Genomic DNA, 22,582 nt, shown 5'->3' with positions numbered 1-22,582 from the left:
CGTCAACCGGAACCCGGCCGGGCTACTCCCGGACGCCCTCGCTCGTCACCCGCCGCGGCACGATGCCCGGCCCGTGCCCGAGGCCGCGCTCCCGCAGGGTCCCGCCGAGCGCGGGCCGCTGCTCGTCCGGGCCGGGCAGCGGGGAGGCGTGGAAATGCCACATCTTCCACACCGGGTTCCCCTCGCCGTCGTCGCGCTGGTAGATCTCCGTGGCGCGCAGCCGGTTCTCGGTGACGTCGCGCATCTGCCAGGTCTCCGAACCGGTACCGGCCTCGCCGATCGGCCGCATCGGAAACGTGCCCTCGCAGGCGATCCAGGCCATGTCCCCGGAGATGGTGAGCCGCATGATCTCGATCTGCGGGAAGGCGACGACGTCGATCTGCTTCTGGTACCACTCCCACAGCTCGGTCTTCTCGTCGAGCCCGAAGTAGGGATGGCCGTTGGCGTTGAACATCAGGTACGCGTCCTTGGCCGGGAACACCGACCGCATCAGCGGGATCACCAGCTGGTGGTTGGCGTCCCACCAGTTGCGGTGCAGCTCCAGGACGGCTGCGGTGTCGGGGTCGTCGTGCTCGGACATGAGTGTCACCTCTCTTGTGATGGTCAGGTCAGCAAGGCATCGAGCTCGTCCGCGGGATGCGGCCACATCCCGGCCCTGGCCAGCTGGCGGACCAGCTCGTCGGTCTTCGGGTTCGCCGCGCGGGCGAGCGCGAACGCCGCCCGGGCCTGCTCCGCGTGCCCGGCCCGGGCCAGCAGCAGACCGCGCCACACGGCAGGCTCCCGGTTGTCACCGCCGCACAGCTCCTGGGCACGATCGAGCCGGGTGAGCGCGTCGTCGAGCTCGGCAGCCGACGCGGTGAACGGCCCGGACAGCAGGCCTTCGGCGGACAGCATCCGGATCAGGCAGTCCAGTGCGGTCGACCGCTTCAGCAGCGCCGCCAGCGCGCCGAGCGGGTCGGCCGAATCGTCGACCCGGATGTCGGTCACCAGGTCCGCGGTGAAATCCCCGGTCGCGGCACCCCGGACGACGGTGATCGCGGCCGCCTGCCGTCCGCGGAGGTCGCCGCCGTGGTCCTCGGCGGCGACGAGTGCGTGGAGCAGGCGCTCGCCCAGCGTTCCGGTGCTCGCTTCGAAGGCCTCCGTCATCGCGGTCCAGATCCGGGGCGACGACACCAGGTTCGCCTGGGCCCGGGCGTTCGGCGAAACGCTCTCCCCCGCGTGCCCGATGCACGCTGAGCCGGTGAACCCGGCGGCGCGGCCGGTCGCGTCCATGATCGCCACTTGCCGTTGCGGCGCACGGGAATCCGCGCTGCGCAGCTCCGCGAGGGCTTCGGCGGGGCGGCGTCCGCTTTCGAGGAGACGCAGCCCTTGCCACCCGTAGCGAGGTTCGACGACCGACTGCGTCGCCACGACACCGACGCCTGCGCGCGCCCACGGCACCAAGCTTCCGACGCCGAAGTAATGCGACTGGACGGCGACACCAATCTCACCGGTCGCCGGGTCCCGCGCAACGATCGAGTACGTCATCGCGTGACTCGGGGAAGCACGTCCTGACCGGCGCGTTCGGCCAGCGCACGGCCGCGCTCGACCGGGGCGGGGAAGAGGATCACCGCATCGGAACCGGCAGCGAGAAGCTCGTCGATCTTCGCGGCGCACTGCACGGGAGTTCCGCTGACCGTGAGGTCTTCGAGCCACTGCTCCGGCAGGTTCTCGCCGACGTCCCCGGTCATGGCCGCAAGCTCGTCCTCGATGCCGTACACGCGCACGAGATCGGTGCCCTGCATGGCGGTGAGGTAAAACCCCACGGTGGGGCGCAGGGCAGCGCGGGCCGCGACCGGGTCGTCGTCGACGCAGAACAGCGCGAAGGTGACCATCCGCGGCCGTGGCCGCCCAGCCTCGGCTGCGCCTTCGTCGAGCAGCTGCCTGGCCCACGACGTGTACGCCGTGCCTGCCGTGACGGAGACGACCAGCCCGTCCGCGATCCGGCCGGTCTGCCGGATCGACTGCGGTCCCACCGCGCCGATGTAGAGCGGAGGCACCGTGTCGAGCGGGTAGGCGAGGCGGATGTCGTCGAGCAGGTGGGTGCCCTTGTCGCTGACCGTCTCGCCCGCCAGCAGGCGCCGGACGTTCCGGACGGTCTCCCCGACCGCCCGGATCCCGGACTTCGGCCGCAGGCCCATCTGGTCGAGCCACGACGGCAGGCCCAGCCCGATGCCCGGCCAGAACCGGCCCGGGTACACGTGGGAGAGGGTCGCGAAGTCGAGTGCCTGGATCGACGCGTGCCGGGTGACAGCGGAATGGATGCCAAGGCCGACCGGGATGGTCCGGGTCGCCGCCAGCGCCGCGCCCGCACACACGATCCCGCTTGTGTACCAGAGGTCCTCGGGCAGCCAGATCTCCCCGAACCCGGCCTCCTCGGCCAAGGTGGACAGCGGGCCGATCTCGGCGGGCGGAATGTGGCTGCCGATCAGCAGGCCGACCGGTGGTGCAGGAGTCATGAGCGGTCCCGGGAGGTAGCGGGCGGGTACGGGGTTTCGACGCGGGCGAAAAATGCTTCGACCAGAGCGGCGCTGGCGCCCGGGTCCTCGATCATCGGAAGGTGCCCGATGCCCTCCATGACGACCGGCTCCACACCCAGCGCCGCGCCGAGCTCGCGGGCCATCGACAGCGGGCAGGTGGGGTCGTGGGAACCGACGGCGACCAGGGCAGGCGGAATGGCCGTGAGGGCACGCGCGGTCGGCCGCGAATCGGCGACTTCGAATGCGTCGGCGATGATCGCGGCCACGCAGCCGACCTTTCGCCCCGACGCGAGCCGGACCAGTTCCTCGGCAGCCTCCGGAGCCGCATCCGGGCCGAGGATCTCGCCGCCGTGCTTCGCGAAGAACCCGTCGACGCCCAGGTCCCGCAGCGACTCCACCATCACCGCGGTTTGCGCCGCCGGGAAGCCGATGCACAGGGAGGCGCCGAAGAGCGCGATGCTCGCCACCCGCCGCGGTGCCAGTGCGGTGAGTTCCACCGCGATGGCGCCGCCGAGCGAGCCGCCGACCACGTGCACGCGATCGATTTCGAGGTAGTCGAGTACCGCGAGCGCGTCCCGGGCGTAATCCTGCGGCAGGTAGGACGACCCGGGTTCGGACCGGCCGTGGCCGCGGAAGTCGACGGCGACCGAAGCCCGGTCCACCCGCTCGGCGATGCCGGTCCAGACCCGCGCGGCGGTGTTGACCGGATGCAGGAACAGGATCGGCTCCCCCGGCCCCGGCCAGCGCAGGTAGGACAGCAGGCCGTGCGGACCGGGCGTCCAGTACCGGCTGGCCCGGGCACCCACGCTAGGCCGCCTTCAGGGTGACCGGCCGGGTCTCGAAACCGCGCGCGGTGACGTGGGTGATCGTGCGCAGCGCGGGCGACGACCCGTTGTCGATCTCCGGGAACCGGCCCAGAATCCGCTCGAAGGCCACCGCGGCCTCCAGCCTCGCCAGCGGCGCGCCGACGCAGTAGTGGATCCCGTGGCTGAAGGCGAGGTGCCGCTTGTTGGCCCGGTCGATGTCGAAGACCTCGGGGTTCTCGAACTCCCGCGGGTCCCGGTTCGCGGCGGCCAGCAGGTGGAACATCGGGGTCTCGGCGGGGATCTCCCGGCCGCCGAGCACGTGGTCGGCGGCCGACTTGCGGAAGTCCACGTGGAACGGCGGGTCGAACCGCAGCATCTCCTCGACCGCGCCCGGCAGCAGCGACGGGTCCGCCGCGACCCGCCGTTTCGTGTCCGGGTGGTCGATCAGCGCGGTCATCCCGTTGCCGATCAGCGTGGTGGTCGTGTCGTTCCCCGCGACCAGCAGCAGCGAGACCTGCGCCAGTGCCATGTTCGGCTCGAGGGTCTCCTCGTCGTCGACCGGGGTGTTCACGATCGTCGAGAAGAGGTCGTCGGCCGGGTTGCGGCGGCGGTGGTCGGCGATGTCGGCGAGGTAGTCCAGCAGCTCGACGGTGGTGTGGATCGCGGCCGAGCGCCGCTCGCCCTGCACGCCGGGGTCGGCGCACAGCATGAGCGCTTCGGTCCAGCGCACGAAATCGTCGTAGTCCGCCTGCGGGACCCCGAGAATCGACGTGATCACCTTGATCGGGATCCGCCGGGCCAGGTCGGCCATCAGGTCGATCTCGTCGCCTGCGGAGTAGGGCGCGAGCGCCTCGTCGGCGATGCGCTCGACGACGGGGCGCCACGAGCGGATCGACTGCGGTGTGAACGCATGGCGGTACACCGAACGCACTTTCGTGTGGATCGGCGGGTCGAGGAAGATCAGGTAGTTCGGCGCGACCTCGCCGAAGCGGGCCTCGACCGGGTCGTCCGGGTTGAAGCCGACGGCCCCGCTCTGCACCCCGTGATTGTTCGAGTACGTCACGAGGTCCTCGTTCATCCGCCGGACGTCGGCGGCGCGGGTGGCGAACCAGCCGCCGAGCTCCGCGCACCAGTGGACGCCCTCGTCCAGCTCGCGCAGTTCGTTGTAGAGCGGGAACGGGTCGCGTACCCCGCCGACGACGACGTCGGAGAGCAGCTCGGTCCCGGTTTTGGCGACAGATGCGGTCACGTTCGATCCCTTCGGGTGGTTTCCGGTTCAGTTGCGCGGCGGATGGGCCGTCACCAGCGCGGTATCGGCTCCGATGTCCCCGCGCAGGCCCGCCCCGCCCGGGTTGCCGACCGGGCCGGTCATTCCGTCGAGAATGCCTTCGAAGAACTGCCGGGAATCGCCGATGTACGCTGCTTTCCCCTCGTCGTCGCCGACGGTGGTGTCCACGTAAATGGCATCCACCGGGCAGACGTCGGTACAGGCGGAGCAATTGATGCATTCCGCCGGGTTGATGTAATTCTTCCGCAGCCCGGTGTAAATGCAATCCACCGGGCAGACGTCCATACAGGATTTGTCCAGTACGTCGATACAGGCTTCACCGATCACGAAGGTCACGAACGGACCCTCCCTTCCATTGCGGGCAGGTCTGTCGAATGGCCGGGGAAAAGCGATTCCGCCATCCCGGCCGCGCAGGCCGCATTGCCGACCGCGGTCGCGACCTCGCCGAACCCGACGGCGATCAGCCGCACCTTGCCCGGGTAGTCGGCGAGGTCCCCGGCCGCGTAGATGCGCGGGACGGACGTGCGCATCTGCTGGTCCACCGCGACCGCGCGGCCCCGCAGCTCCAGCCCCCACGAAGCCAGCGGCCCCAGCTCGCTGAGGAACCCGAGCGCGACCACGACGTCGTCGGCGGGCACGATCTCCTCGCCCGACGGCGCGGTCAGCCGCACCGCCTCGACCCGGCCGTCGCCGAGCAGCTCCGCCACCTCGCATTCGGTCCGCACGTCGACTCCCGAACCGGCCAGCTGCGCCACATTCGCCGCGTGCGCCCGGAAAGTACGGCGCCGGTGTACCAAGGTCACCGACCCGGCGATCCCGGCGAGCTCGTGCGCCCAGTCGACCGCACTGTCCCCACCGCCCGCGACGAGCACCCGGCGGCCGCGGAACGCTCCCGGATCCGCCACCGTGTAGTGGATTCCCTCGCCGGACCACGTGGTCTCAGCAGGCAGCCGCCGGGGCGTGAAGGACCCGATGCCCGCGGTGAGGACGACCGCGCGGCACCGCACCGGCCCGCTCCCGGACAGCTCGACGGTCAGGTGGTCCGGATCGGCCGTGTCCACCTGCCGGACGTGCTGTCCCAAAAGGACGGTCGGGGAATACGTCATCGCCTGTTCGTGCAGCCGCGCGACGAGTTCCCGGCCGGACGCCTCCGGAACACCGGCGACATCGCGCACGGATTTCTCCGGGTACAACATCGAAATCTGCCCGCCGACCTGTTTTTCGCCGTCGACGAGCATTGTCCGCAACCCGCGGAATCCGGAGCAATAAGCACCGTACAGCCCCACCGGACCCGCGCCCACGAGGAGAACATCGGTATCGCTGTTTTCCCGGCCCATTCTTCCCCGTTTCCACCCATTATTGCGTGGATCACAGTGAAACAGAAGGGAACCCATTCCCGGCACGTCCCGGACTCCACGATTGCCCCGGAGAGCGGGGCGCGGTGCGCATTCGCCGCGGGCGGTTGCGCGTGCCGCGCAAAAGCCGTCGCCGAACGGGGCGTGGTGCGCAGCACGCGACGTCTGTCGTACAAAAAACGCGCTCACCTCGTCATCTGTCGATCGCAATCCGGGTGTCGCCGGGTCACAGTGGAGCCGGGAGGTGAGCGCGATGGGCGACGATCTGCAGGACATCGTCGACGACCTGGCCGAGCGGCTGCAGCGGTCGGTGGCGATCGACGACCCGTCGATCCGGCTGCTGGCCGCCAGCCGGCATTTCGGGGACGAGGACGGGATCCGGGTGGCGTCGGTGCTCAACCGCACACTCGACGCCGACGTCCGGGAGAAGATCCTCGCCCAGGGCATCGCGCGGTGGACGGCACCCGGCCGCGTGCTGGCGCCGGTGGCGGAAGCCCGGTCCCGGTTGTGCTTGCCGGTACGCTGTTCCGGGCTGCTGCTGGGATTTCTGTGGCTCATCGACGCCGACCGGCCGCTGAGCGAGCAGCAGCAGGAGCGGGCGAGCGACGCCGCCGACCGCGCGGGCGTGGTCCTCTACCACCGGCTCGTCGTGCACGAGCGCACGAAGGCACGGCACGAGGCGATCCTCTGGGAGCTGGTTTCCGCCGACCCCGCCATCCGCACCCAGGCCGTCGACGACCTGCGGGCCGAACAGCTGTACCCGGCCGGTGCGATGCGGTTCCAGGTGCTCGGCGTACAGCATCCCGGGCTCGACGCTGCTACGGCGCCGCAGTACGCGGCACTGGAGGCGGCGGCCGGGGACGCCTGCCAACCACCGGCGTACACGTTGATGGCGGCGAACAAAGCCCGTGCGTGGCTGCTGCTCGTCCGCCGCGAACCCCTGTCCCCCGCGGAACTCGGCGCGCTGTGTGCCCGGCTCACCGCGCGGTTCGACCGGCTCACCGGCGACGGCGGGCAGCTCGTGTTCGGCGCGGGTGCCGTCGTGGACCAGGTCGAGCAGGTCGTCGATTCCTACCGGCAAGCCTTCCTCGCCGGACGCGCCGCCAGACTGGTGCCGTCGCTCGGGCCACTCGCCCGCTGGGGCGCGCTGGGCCCGTACGAACTGCTGCTGCGCATGCCTGCCGACGACCTGCTCGCCGCTGCCCGCACGCCCGTACTCGACGCGCTGGAACGCGAAGGCGGCCCCACGCTCGTCACCACTTTGGAGCAGTTCCTCGACAACGCAGGCGACGTCGCCCGCACCGCGCAGGAGCTCACCATCCACCGCGCCACGCTGTACCACCGGCTGAAGCGGATCGAGCAGCTCACCGGATGCGTGCTGAACCGGGGCGAGGACCGGCTGACCCTGCACCTCGGCCTGAAGATGCGCGCGCTCGCCGCCGGCTACCGCAGTGAAAACGCCGCCGAGCCGCCCAGGATGCGCTCGGTGTCCTGACCTCGTTCGACGTTTGCCGCATCCCCTGGCGCGGATCGTGCGCCAAACGTTCATGGTGACGGCCATTCCCGCGAAATACAGTGGTGTCCACAGTGGAGCGGCAGTGGAAGGACGGAACCGATGACCGGTGCACGCCCGGATTACCCGGCGGCGAGAACTGTCGACGCCGAAGACACCGTCATGGGCATCAGCTTCCCCGACCCCTACCGGTGGCTTGAGGAAGACACTGCCGAAACCGCGGCGTGGCAGCAAAAGCAGAACTCCGTCACCGACGCCTTCGTCACGGAATGGCCGCACCTGGCGGCACTCCACGCGTCGGTCGGCCGCTTCGTCGCGGACGGCACCGGCTCCCCCAACTGGCCGGTCGACCCGGTACCGCAGTTCGCGGGCGGCCGCTGGTTCCGCCTCGACCGACGCCCCGGACCGGAGTACCCGGAACGCGCCGTGCTCGTGGTCTCCGACGCACCGGACGGTCCCGGCCGCGTGCTCTACGACCCCAACGGCGACGGGACCCGGCAGATCTCGTGGCTCGCGCCGTCACCGGACGGGCGCCTCGCCGCGCTCGGGGTATGCGAAGGCGGGTCCGAACTCGGCGAGGTCTGGTTGCTGGACGCGGAAACCGGCGACCGCCTGCCCGACGACATCCCGCAGCGCACCATGGGGCCGATGGTCACCCCGCACTGGCTGCCGGACAGCTCCGGATTCTTCTACACCGCCGGTGACCTGACCGCGGAGTCGTTCGCCTTCCGGGTGTACTTCCACACCGTGGGCGGCGCGCCCGCCACCGAGCCCGAGCCGGTCGACATCGCGCACGGCGCTACTGTCCAGGTCTCGGCGGACGGCAAACATGCGGTGGTGACTGCGGTGTGGCCGCTTCCGCAGTACGTGTGCGACCTGCCGGAGCGGAAGTGGCGGCCGTTCGTCCAGGGCGTCGACGCGTCGGTCGCGGGTTCGATCGACGGCGACCGGTATGTCGCGGTCACCGACCACGGCGCATCGCGGGGCCGGATCGTCGCCATCCCGCTCGGCTCGCCGAGTGCGGCGGACCCGGCCACCTGGCATGAGCTGGTCCCGGAATCCGGACGGGTGCTCAGCCACGTCCGGCTGATCGGCGGCCGCCTGGTGGTCACCGGATCCGCCGACACCGAGGCGCGCGCCTGGGTCTTCGACCGCGACGGACGGGAACTGGAGGAAGTCCCGCTGCCCGGCCGCGGCGCCCTGCCGCTCGACGTGCTCCCCAACGCCGCCCTCACCCCGACCGGCCACCCGGACGACTTCGTTTTCCTTTTCTCCACCCCGGTTTCCTCCCCCGGCCTGTATCGCTACCGGCTCGGCTCCGGGGAGGTCGACACGCTGCGCGCACCCCGCGTCGAGCTCCCCGGCGCGACGTCCTCGCTCCGCTGGGCGACGTCCGCGGACGGCACGAGCGTGCCGTACCACCTGGTCCGGCCGGCGGGCGCGTCCGGGGTGCTCCCGGCGCTCATCACCGCCTACGGAGGCGGCCGGGTCGCCTGGCCCGCGCAATTCCCCGGCCCGCTGGCGGCTTTCGTCGCGGCCGGTGGCGCGCTGGTCCTGTCCCATCAGCGCGGCGGCAGCGACCTCGGCTCCGGCTGGGCCGACGCCGGACGCGTCAAGAACAAGCAGAACAGCTTCGACGACCTGTATGCGATCGCCGAAGACCTCGTCCGGACCGGGGTGACCACCCCTGACCTACTCGCGGTGACCGGGTGGAGCAACGGCGGCATCATGGCCGGGGTCGCGTTCAGCCAGCGCCCGGACCTCTGGGCGGCGGTCGTGGCGCAATGCCCGATCCTCGACGTCATCGGCTGCCACCGCCATCCGTACGGCCGGTTCGCCATCGACGCGGAGTACGGCGATCCGGCCGAGGTGGCCCGGCTCGCCCGGATGTCGCCGTACCAGCTCATCGAGGACGGCCCGGCGTACCCGGCGCTCTACGTGCACGCGGGCGGCGCCGACGTCGCCTGCCCGCCGGGGCAGACCCGCAAGTTCATCGCGCGGGCACAAGCGGCGGCCGCGGAACCGGTGCTGCTGCGGGTGTGGGACGGCGTCGGGCATGGAACGGCCACGAGCAGGTCCGAGGGCGTCACCCAGGCGACGCACTGGCTGGCGTTTCTGATGCAGCGCTTGGGAATGGCGCCGCGTTGACGGATCAGACCGCCGGCGGGGATTCGCTCCGGCCCAGCATCGGGTCCACCGTCGCTGCCCCCAGGAAGCGGCGGGCGTTGCCGGACAGGATTGCGTCGGCGTCTTGCGGGGACAGGAAGTCCGCGCTCCGCACCACCGCGCCCGCGGGACGTTCGCCCAACGGGTACGGGTAATCGGAGCCCACCATCACCTGCTGCGCGCCCAGGCTGTCCACCAAAGCCCGCAGCGCGACCGGGCTGAAGACGACCGAGTCGACGCTGAACCGGTCCACGTACTGCGACGGCGGGAGGGCCGATTTCGCGATAGTGTCCGAACGCTGGTGCCACGCGTTCTCGAACCGCCCCAGCCAGAACGCGAACGACCCCCCGCCGTGCGCGAAGCACATGCGCAGCGAAGGCGGTACCCGGTCGAAGACGCCGCCGAGAATCATCGCGATGATCGACAAATGCGTTTCCGCGGGCATACCGGTGAGCCAGCGGGCCATCCACCGGTCGAGGCGGGGCGATTCCGGCATGTCCCACGGGTGCACGAAAACCGGTACGTCCAGCGACGCGGCGTGCTGCAGGAAGGTGACGATGCCGGCGTCGTCGAGGTCGCGGTCACCGACGTGGTTGCCGATTTCCACCCCCCGATGGCCGGACGCGACGGCTCGTTCCAGTTCCCGGCACGCCGCATCCGGATCCTGCAGCGGTACCTGGCAGAACGGCACCAGCCGCGGCCCCGTGCACATTTCGAGCGCCAGATCGTTGAAAATGCGGGAAATCCGCTCGCCTTCGCGCGCCGGGGTGTCGTAGCTGAAGAACACCGGGGTCGGCGAGACGACCTGGAGATCGATTCCGTCGGCGGCCATGTCGCGGAGCCGGATTTCCGGGTCCCAGCATTCCGAGCCGATGCGCCGGAACTGCGCCGAGCGGATCATGATCACGGCTTCCCGCTCGCTTTCGACCCGGAGCCACGGCTTTCCCTCCCCCAGGTCCGGCCAGCCCCGCGGCACCGCGTGCGTGTGGACGTCGATGGCACCCACCGCTCAGCCCTTGCCCGGATGCAGCGCGCCGCAATGGCCGCAGGTGCGGGCTTCCGCCGAATCGTAGAACTGCCGGAACACCGGCGGCAGATCGGCGACGATGTCCCGTACCTGCAGTTCCACCTGGTGCACGAGATGGTTGCAGTCCAGGCAGAACCAGGTGAACGTCTCCAGCACGCCTTCCTCGCGGATGCGCTCGATGACCAGACCGATCGAACCCGGCTCCGGCCGCTGCGGCGAATGGTAGACATTGCGGGGCAGCATCCACATTTCGCCTTCGCGGATGTCCACGCGCACCGGGCCGTCGTCGGTCATCAGGTTCACGTGCATGTTTCCGCGGTACTGGTAGAACCATTCCTCGTACGGGTCGAAATGGTAGTCGGTGCGCTGGTTCGGCCCGCCCACCACCTGCACGATGAAATCGCCCTGCGGTTCCCACATCTGCTTGTTGTTCACCGGCGGCCGCAGATCGGCCTCGTGCTCGCGGATCCAGCTCTCCAGGTCGAACACCGGCGGGATGGCGGTCATGAGTTCGGCTCCTTGCCCGGCAGCCAGGCGACAGCCTGGATTTCGATGAGCAGATGCGGATGCGGAAGTTCCCGGACGGCGACGGTGGTCCGGGTCGGCCCGTTCCGGTCGAAATACCGGCCGTACACCTCGTTGTACGCCTCGAAATCCTGCATGTTCACCAAATAGGCGGTGACCTGGACGAGGTCACCCAATCCGGCGCCGACGGCCTGCAGGATGTCGCCGATATTGCGGATCACCGCGTCGGTTTGCGCCCGGATGTCGAGGGTGACCGTCCCGTCGGGAGCCACTTCGACGCCCTCGAACGTATCGTCCGGGCGCCGGCTGCTGGTTCCCGACACATAAACGTGGTTACCCGCCACTTTCACATGCGGAAAAGCCCCGCGCGGGGTGGCTTTTCCCTCGACGACTTTCGCTTGAGCCATGGAACCCTCCCGGTCAGAGCTGGACACAGACATTGGTCAGCTCGGAATAGAACTGCAGCGAATGGTGCCCGCCTTCCCGGCCGATTCCGGAAAGCCCGGCGCCACCGAAGGGCGACCGCAGATCCCGCAGGTACCACGTGTTCACCCACGCCATCCCGACGTCCATCCGCTGCGCCATGCGATGCCCGCGCGCGAGGTCGGTCGTCCACACCGAGGCGGCCAGCCCGTACTCGGTGTCGTTGGCCAGCCGGATCGCTTCCTCCTCGGTGTCGAACGGGATCAGCGCGGCGACGGGTCCGAACACCTCCTCGCGGACGACGCGGGCCGAGTTGCCGAGGCCCGTCCACAGCGTCGGCTCGATCCAGAACCCTCCGTCGAGCCCCGGATCGACCGTCGGCACCCCGCCGCCCGTGACCACCGTGGCGCCTTCGCTCACCGCAAGGTCGAAATACGACAGCACTTTCTTGCGGTGCTGCTCGGAAATCAGCGGACCGGTGGTGGTTTCCGGACCATCCGGATGCCCGAGCCGCAACTGCCGCGCGCGGTCGGCCAGCCGCGTCACGACCTGGTCGAAAATCGGCCGTTCGACGTACACCCGCTCGGTGCACAGGCACACCTGCCCGGTGTTGAGGAAGATCGACCGGGTGAGCCCGTCGACCGTCTTCTCCAGGTCGCAGTCCGCGAACACGATCGCGGCGTTCTTGCCGCCCAGCTCGAAGGAAACCGGCCGGACCCGGTCCGCCGCCGCCCGCATGATCGCCGAGCCGGTGGAGGACTCGCCGGTGAAGGTGATCCCGTCGATCCCCGGGTGTGTCGTGAGGTACTCGCCCGCCGAGCCCGGGCCGAACCCGTGCACCACGTTGTAGACCCCGTCGGGCACCCCGGCGTCGGCCAGGATGTCCGCCAGCAGCGTCGCACTCGACGGCGTTTCCTCGGACGGCTTCACGACGACCGTATTGCCGCACCCGAGGGCAGGCGCCAGTTTCCAGGTCAGCAACAAGATCGGCAGATTCCACGGCACGATGACGCCGACGACCCCCAGCGGCTTGCGGACCGCGTAGTTGAGCGCCTTGCGGCCACCGGCGAGGTCGGTGAGAAACGAATCCTGCCCGGCACTCGCGATGACGTCGGCGAAAGCCCGGAAGTTCTGTGCCGCCCGGGCGACGTCGAGGTCCCGCACAAGCGCGGCCGGCTTGCCCGTGTCGGCAGTTTCGGCGGCAGCGAGCTCGTCGGCCCGCTCGTCGATCTTGTCCGCGATCCGGCGCAGCACCTGCGCGCGCTCGTTGACCGGCATCGCGCCCCACGGCCCGTCCAACGCCGTCCGCGCAGCGGAAACCGCCAGGTCGACGACGTCCGGACCGGCGTCGTGAACGAGCGCGACGAGGGACCCGTCGGCCGGGTTGACCTTCTCGAACGTGGCGCGGCCGGGAAGCCGCTCGCCGCCGACCACGTTGAGGACGGCGGCCGCTCGCGAGGAGTTCATGGTGACCAAGCCTAGGCAGGAGAGACATGCTCGTCTAATGCTCTTCAGGGCGACACCCATGCTTGTTCAGCTATGCTTCGCTCATGCAGTACTCGGCCAGTGACCTCCTCGGCAGCGGGCTCAAACTGCGGCACCTCGTCTTCGTCACCGCGGTCGCGGACGAAAGCTCGATCGTCGGCGCCGCGCGAGTGCTGCACGTGACCCAGCCGGTGGTCACCCGCACCATTCGCGACGTCGAAGAAATCCTCGGCGTGCCGTTGTTCGAACGATTGCCGCGCGGCACGGTCGCCACCATTTACGGCGAATCGTTCATCAGCCACGCCCGCGCGGTGCTCGCCCAACTACGCCACGCCACGCGCGACCTGGAGCTGCTGAGCCGGGCCGAACTCGGGACGGTCGCGGTCGGTACCCACCTGGCCGGGTCCGCGATCCTGCTCCCCCGCGCGATCGCCACCCTCAAGTCCCTGCACCCCACGTTGACGGTGAAGGTCGTCGAGGGCACCCAGGACATCCTCCGGCGTTCACTGCTCACCGGGACCCTCGACGTCATCCTCGGCCGACTCACCGCCACCGCGCCGGAGGGGACCGTGCAGGACCGGCTGTACTCGGAGCCGGTCAGATTCGTGGCCAGGGAAGGACATCCGCTGCACCGGAGGAAGCACACCACGCTGCCGGAGATGGTGGACTACCCCTGGGTCCTGCCCGGTGAGGAGACCACGCTGCGGGCGGAGCTCGAGCAGCTCTTCGTCGGTGCGGAGGTCACCATGCCGCGCAATGTCGTGGAGTGCACGTCGCCGCTGACCTTGCAGGAGCTGCTGCTCACGACGGACGCGGTGGGCGTGATCCCGGAGCTGGTGGCCGAGCGTTCCCCGGGGATCAAAGCACTCCCGGCGGAACCGACGTCGGTGCGCCAGGCCGTGGGCATGACAATGTCGGCTCTGCGCCCGCTTTCCCCTGGTGCGCAAGCACTTGCCGCCCAGCTTCGCGCTACCGCGGCACTGCTGGAACGCTGACTACGGCTTTTCCCCTGCCGGGCGGAACCCGTCCACGACGAGGGTGATCAGGTGGTCCGCCTCGGTGCGCCAGTTCGGGCGGTCGTGGGCGGCGCCGATGCCGTGCAGCGCCATCATGACCGCGCCGGGGTCGATGTCGGCGCGGACAGCACCCTCCCGGGCGGCGGTCGCGACGAGGTCGGCGACGGCATTTTCCAGCGCCTGGCTGCCTTCCGTGAGGCCGTTCGTGCTGGCGGCCATGAGGGTGGACAGCGTGCGGGCGAGGCCGTGGTGGGTGTGGATGTGCTCGACCATGGCGCGCAGGAACGCCGACAACGCCTCCGCGGCGGGCAGGGTGGCCTGCAACTCACGGGCGTGGTCGCGCAAAGTCAGGATTTCTTCGTGGTAGACGGCCTCCGCGAGGGCTTCGCGGGTGGGGAAATGGCGGTACAGCGTCCCGGTGCCGACCCCGGCCAGTGCGGCGAAATCGTCGAAGCGCAGGTCGAAGAACTCACCGGCGTCGAAGACTTCGCGGGCCTTCGCGATGAGGGCGGCGCGGTTGCGCTGGGCGTCGGCACGCAGCGGTTTGCCGGTGGTCATGCGGGTTCGCCTCCCGGTTGACAAATGGAGATCATCTCCATATTTTCGTAAGTGGAGATCACCTCCACTTGGATCGTACCGTACGGAGTCCTTCATGAAGATCCTGATGTTCGGCCGGGGGGTCATCTCGACCGTCTACGGGTGGGCGCTGGAACAGGCCGGCCACGAGGTCGAGTTCTACGTCCGGCCGGGCCGCGCCGCGACGTACGGCGACACGATCGGCCTCGATCTCCTCGACACGCGGCATCGGCTGCGCGGGAAGCGGGTAACGGAGCAGTGGCCGGTGCGGTACCGCGAAAACCTCGACGGGGACTTCGACCTGATCGTGGTGAGCGTCCCGCACTATCGGCTCGCGGAGGCGGCGGCGGTGCTGGCGCCGCGGCTCGGGGACGCCACTGTGCTGGTGTTCGGCAACATCTGGGAAGAACCGCTCGACGCGATCGCGCCGCTGCCGGTCGACCGGGTCGCGTGGGGATTTCCCCAAGCGGGCGGCGGTTTCGGCGAGGACGGGGTGCTCCGCGCGACCCTGATGACCTCGGTCGTCCTCGGGACTCTCGGCCGGCCGCCGACCGCCCGCGAGCAGGCCGTGCGTGACCTGTTCGGCGAGGCCGGGTTCCGGCTGCGGGAACAACCGGATTTCCGGGGCTGGCTGTGGATCCACTTCGTGTCGGATGCGGGTCTGATGTCGCAGGCCGTGCGGCTCGGGTCGTTGTCGAAACTGGCCGGGGCGCCCGGCGATCTTCATCGGGCGCTGCTCGCCGGCCGCGAACTCGTGCCACTGCTGAAGGCACGCGGCGTCGACCTCCGACGCCACCGGCTCCCGCTGTTCCGCCGGCCGGTTTGGCTGACCGCTGCCGTGCTCGCCGGGCTCACCGCGTATTTCGAGCCGGTGCGGGCGAATTTCGTGGCGCATTCCGACCCCGATGCGGTGGAGCCACGGGAAGTCTGCCGCGACACCCTCGCCGAAGCCCGCCGCCTCGGCGTTCCGGTTCCCCGGCTCGAAGCCGCCGAACCGTATTTCACCCGGTCATCCGCAGGAAAGGAAAAGTCATGACCACCGTCGGGAAACACGAGTTCCCCATGGCACGCACCTGCCCGTTCGCACCGCCGCCCGCGTACGAGGAGATCCGCGAGCAGGAGCCGGTCACGCGGGTCCGGCTGCCCGACGACGGGTACGCCTGGGTGGTCAGCCGCCATGAGGACGTGCGGACGGTGCTGAACGACCGGCGGTTCAGCGCCGACCGGCAGCATCCGGACTTCCCGCAGATCGTCGAGGGCGAGGCGGCCTTCCGGCGGCCGGACGACGAACGCACGCTGGTTTCCATGGACGCGCCCGAGCACAGCAGGGCCCGCAAGGCCGTGCTCGGCGAGTTCACCGTGCGCCGGCTGGAGGCGCTGCGGCCGCGGATCCAGAAGATCGTCGACACGCAGGTCGACGCGCTGCTGGCCGGGCCGAAACCGGGTGATCTGGTGGAGACGGTGTCACTGCCGGTGCCGTCGCTGGTGATCTGCGAGATGCTCGGCGTTCCCTACGCCGACCACGATTTCTTCCAGGAGAACACCACGAACCTGATCAGCCGCACCGCGTCGCCGGAAGAAAGGCGGGCGGCGCTGGGCGCCCTCACCGGGTACCTGACCGACCTGGTCGCGGAGAAGGAGAAGAACCCGCCGGACGACCTGCTCGGGCGGCAGATCGGCAAGCTGCGTGCGGAAGGCACGTACCGGCGGGCGTCGTTGGCTGCCATGGGTTTCCTGCTGCTGGCCGGCGGGCACGAGACGACGGCGAACATGATTTCGCTGTCGACGGTCGCCCTCCTGCGCAACCCGGACCAGCTCGCGGCGATCAAGGCCGACCCGGGCAAAACTCTCGATGCCGTCGAGGAAATGCTGCGGTACTTCACCATCCTCGACGTGGCGACGGCCCGGCTGTGCATCGAGGACATCGAGGTCGGCGGACAGCTCATCAAGGCGGGCGAAGGCGTGCTGGCACTGGGTCACGCGGCCAACCGCGACCCGCGGGCGTTCGACAATCCCGACGAACTCGACATCACCCGCAGCGCGCGCCATCACGTCGCGTTCGGGTTCGGGCCGCACCAATGCCTCGGGCAGAACCTGGCCCGGATGGAACTGCAGATCGTGTTCGACACCCTGTTCCGGCGGATTCCCACGCTCGCCCTCGCGGCGGAGGTCGACGACCTGCCGTTCAAGGACGACGCCAACATCTACGGCCTGTACCAGCTTCCGCTCACCTGGTAGCGGACCTCGAGTGGTTCGAGGACCTCGAGTGGTTCGAGGACCTCGGCGACGTCCGCAAGCACCGGCTCGGCAACCGGCAGCGGCCAGCCCGGGTGCAGCGCGGCCTGCGGAATCCGCCCGGCCGTCGTCCATTTCGCCTCGAATACGCGATCGGTACGGACCGCCAGCCCGTATTTCGCCGCCGTCAGCACCACCGCGCTCCATGCCTCCCCGGCGCGCAGCCAGGCGAGCGGCGTGTCGTCGGCCGTGCTCAGCACCAGCACTGCCGGGGCGCTGCGCACCTCGACCGCGGGTGGCCGCCGCCCGCTGATGACCCGGCTCGGCGCCACCACCCGGTGCCGGGCGCCCCGCGCCGCCGTCCCCGCTCCCGGCCGGAGCCGGACCAAGCCTTCCCGTTGCAGCACCGCACCTTCCCGCGCCGCTGCCCGCACCATGCCGTCCACGTACTCGCGGGGTACCGGGCGTCCGCCGTGCCGCGGCCGGTCGCGGCGGCGGTCGATCGCCCCGGCGAGGGCGGCCTCCTCCGGCGGCGGCTCGGCCGGCAGCGGCGTGACCACCGCGAGGTGGCCCGGCTCGTCCGCCGGCCGCGGCAGCCGCACCACGCGGGTGCTCCAGCCGAGACCGGCAAAACTCACCCGAAAGTGGTGCAGCGCCGCACCGCAGCTCAGCATCAGCGCGCGGCCGTCGGGGTCCACGGCGGGTTCCCAGCGGGCAGTGTCGGCGAACAGGTGCAGCGCGCTGTGGCCGATCCGCCACTGCCCCGGCGAGCCGCCATACACCGTGGGCGCGCGAAGAGCCGCGGCCACCGCCTTTTCGACGACCGTCAGATCTGGAACCCGCCCACCGGACATGTCCGCATCCCACCGGGTCCCGGTCGGGTCGGAACCCGTAGGACAGGGTACGCGCGAGTCGCGGCCGCGGACAGCGGTGGAATCATCCGGGTCCGCTGCGCAGTCCTATGTGGACCCGCGGACGCCCGAACGCTTGCGTACCCACCGCAAGAACCGGCCCCGCACCACGGGTTCCCCGGGTAGTGGCGGGCCGCCGGTGGGACGCAGGTACTGCGCGAGCGCGTTCGAGCACGACCAGCAGAGCAGCCAGTCGGTCCGATCACGGCGGACCTCTTCCAGCCATCGTTCCACGAGGTGACCGTCCTCGATCCCCACGACGCCGGCCAGCGGCCGGAACCGCGCCAGCGCCTCGACCGGGCGAAACCCCGCGTCGGCGGCCCAGCGCACGTGCGCCGCCGAGTACTGCTTCGCGCCGGAATGGGTCGAGCGACCGCAGATGTCACAGGAGACCATGCCGGGACGGTAGGCCCGGTGCGCCGGGAGGGGTCCCGTTCCCGCCCGGGCGCACCGGTGTGGCGCAGATCTCTTCCGCACCCATGCAACCGGATCGGGCGGCTCGGACCTGTTCTCCCGGTAAGGGCCTCACCGGGCCTGCCGGCCAGGACGAGGGTGGACGTGGAAGAAGATCGTGCGGGCGCCCGCTGGGAAGGTGAGTACACGGCGTTCGTGCAGGCCCGCGCGGGGCTGCTGCGCTCGACCGCGTACGTGCTCTGCGGCGACTGGCATCGTGCCGAAGACCTCGTCCAGGTCACCTTGACCAAGCTGTACGTGGTGTGGCCCCGGCTGGTCCGCCGCGGTGAGCTGGACGGCTACGTGCGGCGGATGCTGATGCGCGCCTTCCTCAGCGAGAACCGGCGCAAGTGGCGGCAGCGGGAAGAGGTCGTCGCCGGGGTGCCGGACCCGCCTGCCGCGCCGGAAGCCGACCACGTCCAGCGGCTGGCGGTACGGGCGGCGCTCGCCGAGGTGCCGCCGAAGCAGCGGGCGGTTCTCGTACTGCGGTTTTGGAACGACCTCAGCGTCCAGGAGACCGCCGCGGCCATGGGCTGTTCCGCGGGGACGGTCAAGAGCCAGACGGCCCGGGGGCTCGTGGCGCTGCAGCAGGCGCTCGCGCTCACCGGGTTCGCATCCAGCACCGGAGGAGGACCGAGCGCATGAACGACGACGAGGCACGCACCAGGCACGCGAGCCCCCGCGCCGGTCCCCCCCGCCACGCCGCCCACCCCCGTGGCGACCACGAGCCCCCCGCCGACCTGGCAGACCCCGCACCCGCCCACCACCACCGGCTCCCCCCGGACCACCGGGACCAAGGGGACCACCGGCAGGTCACCAGGCACCACGACCGGCACCACGACCGGCTCCGTCCCGCATTCGCGCTGAGGCCCGGAAGAACCGATGACGATCACCCAGAGCACAGACCCCGCCGTCGCCACCGAACGCAGGCCCTACCTGCAGGCTGCCGCCGTCTACCTCGGCATCCGCCTCTTCGGGGTCGTCGTGCTGGCCGTGTGCAGCGCGATCAGCGGGCAGCCGCTGTCCGACCGGCTCACCGCGTGGGACGGGCTGTGGTACCTCGCGATCGCCGACCACGGCTACGACGGCATCACCCACGGCCTGTACGACGCCGAAGGCCATTTCGCCCCGCACACCCCGCTCGCCTTCTTCCCGGCCTACCCGACCCTCATGCGGCTGCTCAGCCCGTGGGTCGGCGGGTCGCTTCCGGCGGGCCTGCTGCTGAGCGTGGCCGCCGGAATCCTTGCGGCGGCGGCGATCTACCGCATCGGCCGCACCGTGACCGGCAGCCACCGCACCGGCGTGCTGCTGGTCGCGCTCTGGGCCGGGGCACCCATGGCGATCACCTTGTCGATGGTCTACACCGAGGCGCTCTTCACCGCGCTGGCCGCGTGGGCGCTGGTCGGCGTGCTCGAACGGCGGTGGCTGCTGGCCGCCCTGTGCAGCATTGCCGCCGGGCTGACCCGGCCGACCGCGTCCGTGCTGGTCGGCGTGGTCGTGATCGCTGCGCTCGTCGCGTTCTTCAAGGGTCCGCGCCGTCCGCAGCCGCTGGTGGCGGCTGTCGCGGCCCCGGTCGGGCTGGTCGGCTACTGGCTGTGGGTCGCCGTGCAGACCGGGAGCCCGTCCGGCTGGTTCGACCTCGAATGGCGCGGCTGGCGTACCCGGTTCGACTTCGGCGCGGAGACCCTGGAGTTCGTCGGCAAGCAGCTGCTCCGCGGGACCTCGGTGATGGAACTGCTCAACGTGTTCATCCTGGTGCTCGCCGCCGTGGCCGCGGTCCTGCTGGCCCGCAGCGCGCGGGCCGATCCGCGCCGCTGGCCGCTCGCGCTCTACGGGATCGGGGTCGTCGTCCTGGTGGCGGGCACGGCAGGCATCCCGTTCGCGAAAGCCCGCTTCCTGCTCCCCGGCTTCACGCTCCTGCTCCCGGTCGCCGCAGGCCTCGCCGCGCGCCGCCCCGCGACAGCCATCGCCGCGACCGCCGGATACGTCGCCTTCGGCGCGTGGTTCGGCGCCTACTCCCTCGTCGGCTGGCGCTATGCGATCTGAGGGTCTCCCTCCAGGACCGCCATCGCGGTCGGCGCGTCCATCAGCAAGAGGACTGGACAGCAGTAACGTGACCGAACAACGTCCCCCACCCCGGATGCTCGGCCCGCAACTCGGCGACCAACCGCGAAGCCTCCGCAACCCGGCCGCCCCGGTGAAGCGCGACCGCCTGCCAAAACGTCGGCTCCACATTGGACGGTCCGTACTCCTTCTGCGCAGCGGCGAAAGCCGCGACAGCTGCATCGACTTCAGCCGGGTCTGCCGGGACCGGGCCCCGGCAGGAGCGCCCCCGCATGGCGGGCAGCATCTGCGTGAAAGCTTGGTGTACACCATAAACACGCCGCAGCTCGACCAGCGGCTCAGGATGGTCGTCGACCCGCAGGTCCACCAAGACTCCGTCATCCGAGCGCGCACCCGAGACGACCAGCAGGGCAGCGGACTGGCGACCGCGCAGATCACCGCCCAGTGCTTCCGCGGCGTTCAGGGCGGCCAGCAACCGGGAGCCGAAATCGCCGGGCGCAGCAGTGAACGCGGCCAGCATTGCCGTCGGGATTGCGGCATCCGTGACCATGTTCGCCTGTGCCGCCGCCCCGTCGCGGGTTGCGTGGGCGTTCCACTGCCAGCAGCGGGTGCCGGTGTGCGCGGCTGTCCGGCCGGTCGCGTCCAGCATGCCGACCTGACGAGTCTCCGGCGCGTCGTCGGCGGCCAGGCACGCCTGGAGTGCTTCGGCGGCCGACGACCCGGCGGACATCAGCGAGAGGCCCCGCGCGCCGTAGCGCCGGTCCACCGTCGCCTGGGTGGCGACGACGCCCACCCCGGCCCGGCCCCACGGTACGTTCGCCCCTACGGCAAGGAAATGCGACTGGACGGCCACACCCAAGGCTCCACTCTCCGGGTCCTTGGCGACGAGGGAATAGGTCACGTCAGCTCACGGCCTCGCGAGACGCGACGGTCGGCGCCTCGTCCAGCTGACCGGCAGTGCGAGCGAACTGCACCCCGACCGCACCCAGCGCACACACCACCATGATGTACACCGCGACCGGCCACGTGCTCTGCGCGGCGCCGATGAGCGACGTCGCCACTGCCGGAGCGGTCCCGCCGATCAGGGCGGCCAGGTTGTACCCGATGGCAGTGCCGCTGTACCGCACCCGGGTGTCGAACAGCTCCGGGATGAACGCGGCTTGCGGGCCGAACGCGGCGGACTCGATGATACCGACGTACCCCACCATCGCCAGCAGGATCCACCACCCGGCGCCGGACTGCAGTGCCCAGAAGAACGGGAACGCGAAGATCCCCATGAGAATCGTGCTGACCATGATCACGCGCCGCCTGCCCACCCGGTCCGACAGGGCGCCGAAGGCGATCATCGCGCCGATCTGGACCGCGTTGGCGATCGCCAGGTAGCCGAGCATCGTCGACGTGCCGATCAGTTTCTGCGACGCCGCATACGAGACCGCGAACACGGCGACGACGTAGAACACGAGCTGGCTCGCCCCTGCCGCCACCACGACGACCAGGATGTTCCTCGGCTGCCGCCGGATCGCGGTGAGCACCGGGAACCGGTCGCGGGCCCGGTCCCGCTTGAGCTTCGCGAACTGCGCGGGCTCGTCGATGCTCAGCCGGATGATCGCGGTGAGCGCCACCAGCACCGCGCTCAGCAGGAACGGGATCCGCCACCCCCACGCGGCGAACGCGGCCGCCGACGTCAGGCTGGTGACCGCGGCGATCACCCCCGACGCGAGCAGCGAGCCCAGCGCGATGCTCGACTGGATGGTGCTCCCGAACAGCCCGCGTTTGCCCGCGGGTGCGTGCTCGACCGTCAGGATCACCGCCCCGCCCCATTCGCCACCCGCGCCGAGGCCCTGCGCGAGCCGCATCACCACGAGCAGGATGGGCGCCCAGATCCCGATCGCGGAGTACGTCGGCAGGACCCCGATCAGCGTGGTGGACACCCCCATCACCAGCAGCGTCGCGATCAGCGCGGGCTTGCGGCCCAGCCGGTCGCCGATGTGCCCGAAGACGATGCCGCCCAGCGGGCGGGCGAGGAATCCGGCGGCGAAGGTCGCGAACGCCGCCAGCGTGCCGGCGGCCGCCGAGATCTGCGGGAAGAACACGTTCTTGAACACCAGGCCGGCGGAAAGGCCGTAGATGAAATAGTCGTACCATTCGATGGTGGTGCCGAACATGCTGGCCAGCGTTGCTTTCCTGGCCATCTTTTCCTGCGCGGTTCGAGTCATGGGG

Annotated in this window: 23 protein-coding genes; 7 read left to right on the top strand and 16 right to left on the bottom strand. The window is 70.4% G+C overall.

Annotated features, from left to right (window positions below):
• Positions 1–22 precede the first annotated feature (22 nt).
• The 7 genes from OO71_RS34115 to OO71_RS34085 are packed head-to-tail and all read right to left on the bottom strand — an operon-like array spanning position 23 to position 5,950.
• Complete coding sequence (locus tag OO71_RS34115; protein ID WP_033294106.1) at positions 23–580, bottom strand: YybH family protein; 558 nt, start codon at positions 578–580, stop codon at positions 23–25.
• A gap of 23 nt (positions 581–603) precedes the next feature.
• Positions 604–1,527 carry a DUF1028 domain-containing protein gene (locus tag OO71_RS34110; RefSeq protein WP_033294105.1) on the bottom strand — a complete coding sequence of 308 codons (924 nt, stop codon included), beginning with the start codon at positions 1,525–1,527 and terminating at the stop codon, positions 604–606.
• Positions 1,524–2,498 (bottom strand): LLM class flavin-dependent oxidoreductase, encoded by a 975-nt coding sequence (locus tag OO71_RS34105; RefSeq protein ID WP_033294104.1) that lies wholly within the window; start codon positions 2,496–2,498, stop codon positions 1,524–1,526. Before OO71_RS34105 ends, OO71_RS34110 begins: the two co-directional genes overlap by 4 nt.
• A complete protein-coding gene (locus tag OO71_RS34100; RefSeq protein ID WP_051792575.1) occupies positions 2,495–3,325 on the bottom strand; it encodes an alpha/beta fold hydrolase in 831 nt (276 codons plus the stop codon). Before OO71_RS34100 ends, OO71_RS34105 begins: the two co-directional genes overlap by 4 nt.
• 1 nt (position 3,326) lies before the next feature.
• Positions 3,327–4,574: a cytochrome P450 gene (locus tag OO71_RS34095; protein WP_033294103.1), complete on the bottom strand. Its 1,248-nt coding sequence runs from the start codon at positions 4,572–4,574 to the stop codon at positions 3,327–3,329.
• 27 nt (positions 4,575–4,601) lie between these two features.
• The gene (locus OO71_RS34090; protein ID WP_033294102.1) at positions 4,602–4,949 is read right to left on the bottom strand and encodes a ferredoxin family protein; all 348 of its coding nucleotides are present in this window, start codon (positions 4,947–4,949) and stop codon (positions 4,602–4,604) included.
• Positions 4,946–5,950 (bottom strand): NAD(P)/FAD-dependent oxidoreductase, encoded by a 1,005-nt coding sequence (locus OO71_RS34085; RefSeq protein WP_033294101.1) that lies wholly within the window; start codon positions 5,948–5,950, stop codon positions 4,946–4,948. The genes OO71_RS34090 and OO71_RS34085 overlap by 4 nt, the downstream gene beginning before the upstream one ends.
• 271 nt (positions 5,951–6,221) lie before the next feature.
• Here OO71_RS34085 and OO71_RS34080 point away from each other — a divergent pair, with 271 nt between their 5' ends.
• Together OO71_RS34080 and OO71_RS34075 are read left to right on the top strand one after the other, a co-directional pair.
• Positions 6,222–7,463 carry a helix-turn-helix domain-containing protein gene (locus OO71_RS34080; RefSeq protein WP_033294100.1) on the top strand — a complete coding sequence of 414 codons (1,242 nt, stop codon included), beginning with the start codon at positions 6,222–6,224 and terminating at the stop codon, positions 7,461–7,463.
• Between the two features lie 120 nt (positions 7,464–7,583).
• Positions 7,584–9,629 carry a prolyl oligopeptidase family serine peptidase gene (locus OO71_RS34075; protein WP_033294099.1) on the top strand — a complete coding sequence of 682 codons (2,046 nt, stop codon included), beginning with the start codon at positions 7,584–7,586 and terminating at the stop codon, positions 9,627–9,629.
• 4 nt (positions 9,630–9,633) lie between these two features.
• On the opposite strand, the gene OO71_RS34070 is transcribed toward OO71_RS34075, so the two are convergent.
• Genes OO71_RS34070 through OO71_RS34055 form a run of 4 tightly spaced genes read right to left on the bottom strand, consistent with a single transcriptional unit; the run spans position 9,634 to position 13,089 of the window.
• Complete coding sequence (locus OO71_RS34070; RefSeq protein WP_051792574.1) at positions 9,634–10,653, bottom strand: amidohydrolase family protein; 1,020 nt, start codon at positions 10,651–10,653, stop codon at positions 9,634–9,636.
• A gap of 3 nt (positions 10,654–10,656) precedes the next feature.
• The gene (locus OO71_RS34065) at positions 10,657–11,181 is read right to left on the bottom strand and encodes a 3-hydroxyanthranilate 3,4-dioxygenase (protein ID WP_033294098.1); all 525 of its coding nucleotides are present in this window, start codon (positions 11,179–11,181) and stop codon (positions 10,657–10,659) included.
• Positions 11,178–11,606: a RidA family protein gene (locus OO71_RS34060; RefSeq protein ID WP_033294097.1), complete on the bottom strand. Its 429-nt coding sequence runs from the start codon at positions 11,604–11,606 to the stop codon at positions 11,178–11,180. Before OO71_RS34060 ends, OO71_RS34065 begins: the two co-directional genes overlap by 4 nt.
• Before the next feature lie 13 nt (positions 11,607–11,619).
• Positions 11,620–13,089, bottom strand: coding sequence for a 2-hydroxymuconic semialdehyde dehydrogenase (locus tag OO71_RS34055; RefSeq protein ID WP_033294096.1), 1,470 nt, complete (start codon positions 13,087–13,089; stop codon positions 11,620–11,622).
• An 83-nt stretch (positions 13,090–13,172) separates the two neighbouring features.
• Between OO71_RS34055 and OO71_RS34050 the strand changes: the two genes are divergently transcribed.
• Positions 13,173–14,102, top strand: coding sequence for a LysR substrate-binding domain-containing protein (locus OO71_RS34050; RefSeq protein ID WP_033294095.1), 930 nt, complete (start codon positions 13,173–13,175; stop codon positions 14,100–14,102).
• Here OO71_RS34050 and OO71_RS34045 read toward each other — a convergent pair whose 3' ends face one another.
• A complete protein-coding gene (locus OO71_RS34045; RefSeq protein ID WP_033294094.1) occupies positions 14,103–14,681 on the bottom strand; it encodes a TetR/AcrR family transcriptional regulator in 579 nt (192 codons plus the stop codon).
• 94 nt (positions 14,682–14,775) lie between these two features.
• On the opposite strand from OO71_RS34045, the gene OO71_RS34040 reads away from it, so the two are divergent.
• The gene (locus OO71_RS34040; RefSeq protein WP_033294093.1) at positions 14,776–15,735 is read left to right on the top strand and encodes a ketopantoate reductase family protein; all 960 of its coding nucleotides are present in this window, start codon (positions 14,776–14,778) and stop codon (positions 15,733–15,735) included.
• Positions 15,732–16,937 (top strand): cytochrome P450, encoded by a 1,206-nt coding sequence (locus OO71_RS34035; protein ID WP_033294092.1) that lies wholly within the window; start codon positions 15,732–15,734, stop codon positions 16,935–16,937. Before OO71_RS34040 ends, OO71_RS34035 begins: the two co-directional genes overlap by 4 nt.
• On the opposite strand, the gene OO71_RS34030 is transcribed toward OO71_RS34035, so the two are convergent.
• Positions 16,904–17,788: a nitroreductase family protein gene (locus OO71_RS34030; protein WP_033294091.1), complete on the bottom strand. Its 885-nt coding sequence runs from the start codon at positions 17,786–17,788 to the stop codon at positions 16,904–16,906. The two genes, OO71_RS34035 and OO71_RS34030, sit on opposite strands and share 34 nt — an antisense overlap.
• 105 nt (positions 17,789–17,893) lie before the next feature.
• Positions 17,894–18,241 carry a hypothetical protein gene (locus OO71_RS34025; RefSeq protein WP_033294090.1) on the bottom strand — a complete coding sequence of 116 codons (348 nt, stop codon included), beginning with the start codon at positions 18,239–18,241 and terminating at the stop codon, positions 17,894–17,896.
• A gap of 162 nt (positions 18,242–18,403) precedes the next feature.
• Between OO71_RS34025 and OO71_RS34020 the strand changes: the two genes are divergently transcribed.
• Complete coding sequence (locus tag OO71_RS34020) at positions 18,404–18,943, top strand: SigE family RNA polymerase sigma factor (protein ID WP_033294175.1); 540 nt, start codon at positions 18,404–18,406, stop codon at positions 18,941–18,943.
• A gap of 237 nt (positions 18,944–19,180) precedes the next feature.
• Positions 19,181–20,344, top strand: a complete 1,164-nt coding sequence (locus OO71_RS34015; RefSeq protein ID WP_033294089.1) for a glycosyltransferase family 39 protein — start codon at positions 19,181–19,183, stop codon at positions 20,342–20,344.
• 40 nt (positions 20,345–20,384) lie between these two features.
• Here OO71_RS34015 and OO71_RS34010 read toward each other — a convergent pair whose 3' ends face one another.
• Positions 20,385–21,263, bottom strand: a complete 879-nt coding sequence (locus OO71_RS34010; RefSeq protein ID WP_051792572.1) for a DUF1028 domain-containing protein — start codon at positions 21,261–21,263, stop codon at positions 20,385–20,387.
• 1 nt (position 21,264) lies between these two features.
• The gene (locus OO71_RS34005) at positions 21,265–22,578 is read right to left on the bottom strand and encodes an MFS transporter (RefSeq protein WP_033294088.1); all 1,314 of its coding nucleotides are present in this window, start codon (positions 22,576–22,578) and stop codon (positions 21,265–21,267) included.
• Positions 22,579–22,582 lie beyond the last annotated feature (4 nt).

It is taken from the genome of Amycolatopsis jejuensis (assembly GCF_000717335.1).
Classification (GTDB): Bacteria; Actinomycetota; Actinomycetes; order Mycobacteriales; family Pseudonocardiaceae; genus Amycolatopsis; species Amycolatopsis jejuensis.
This window is presented reverse-complemented; position numbering and strand designations above follow the sequence as displayed.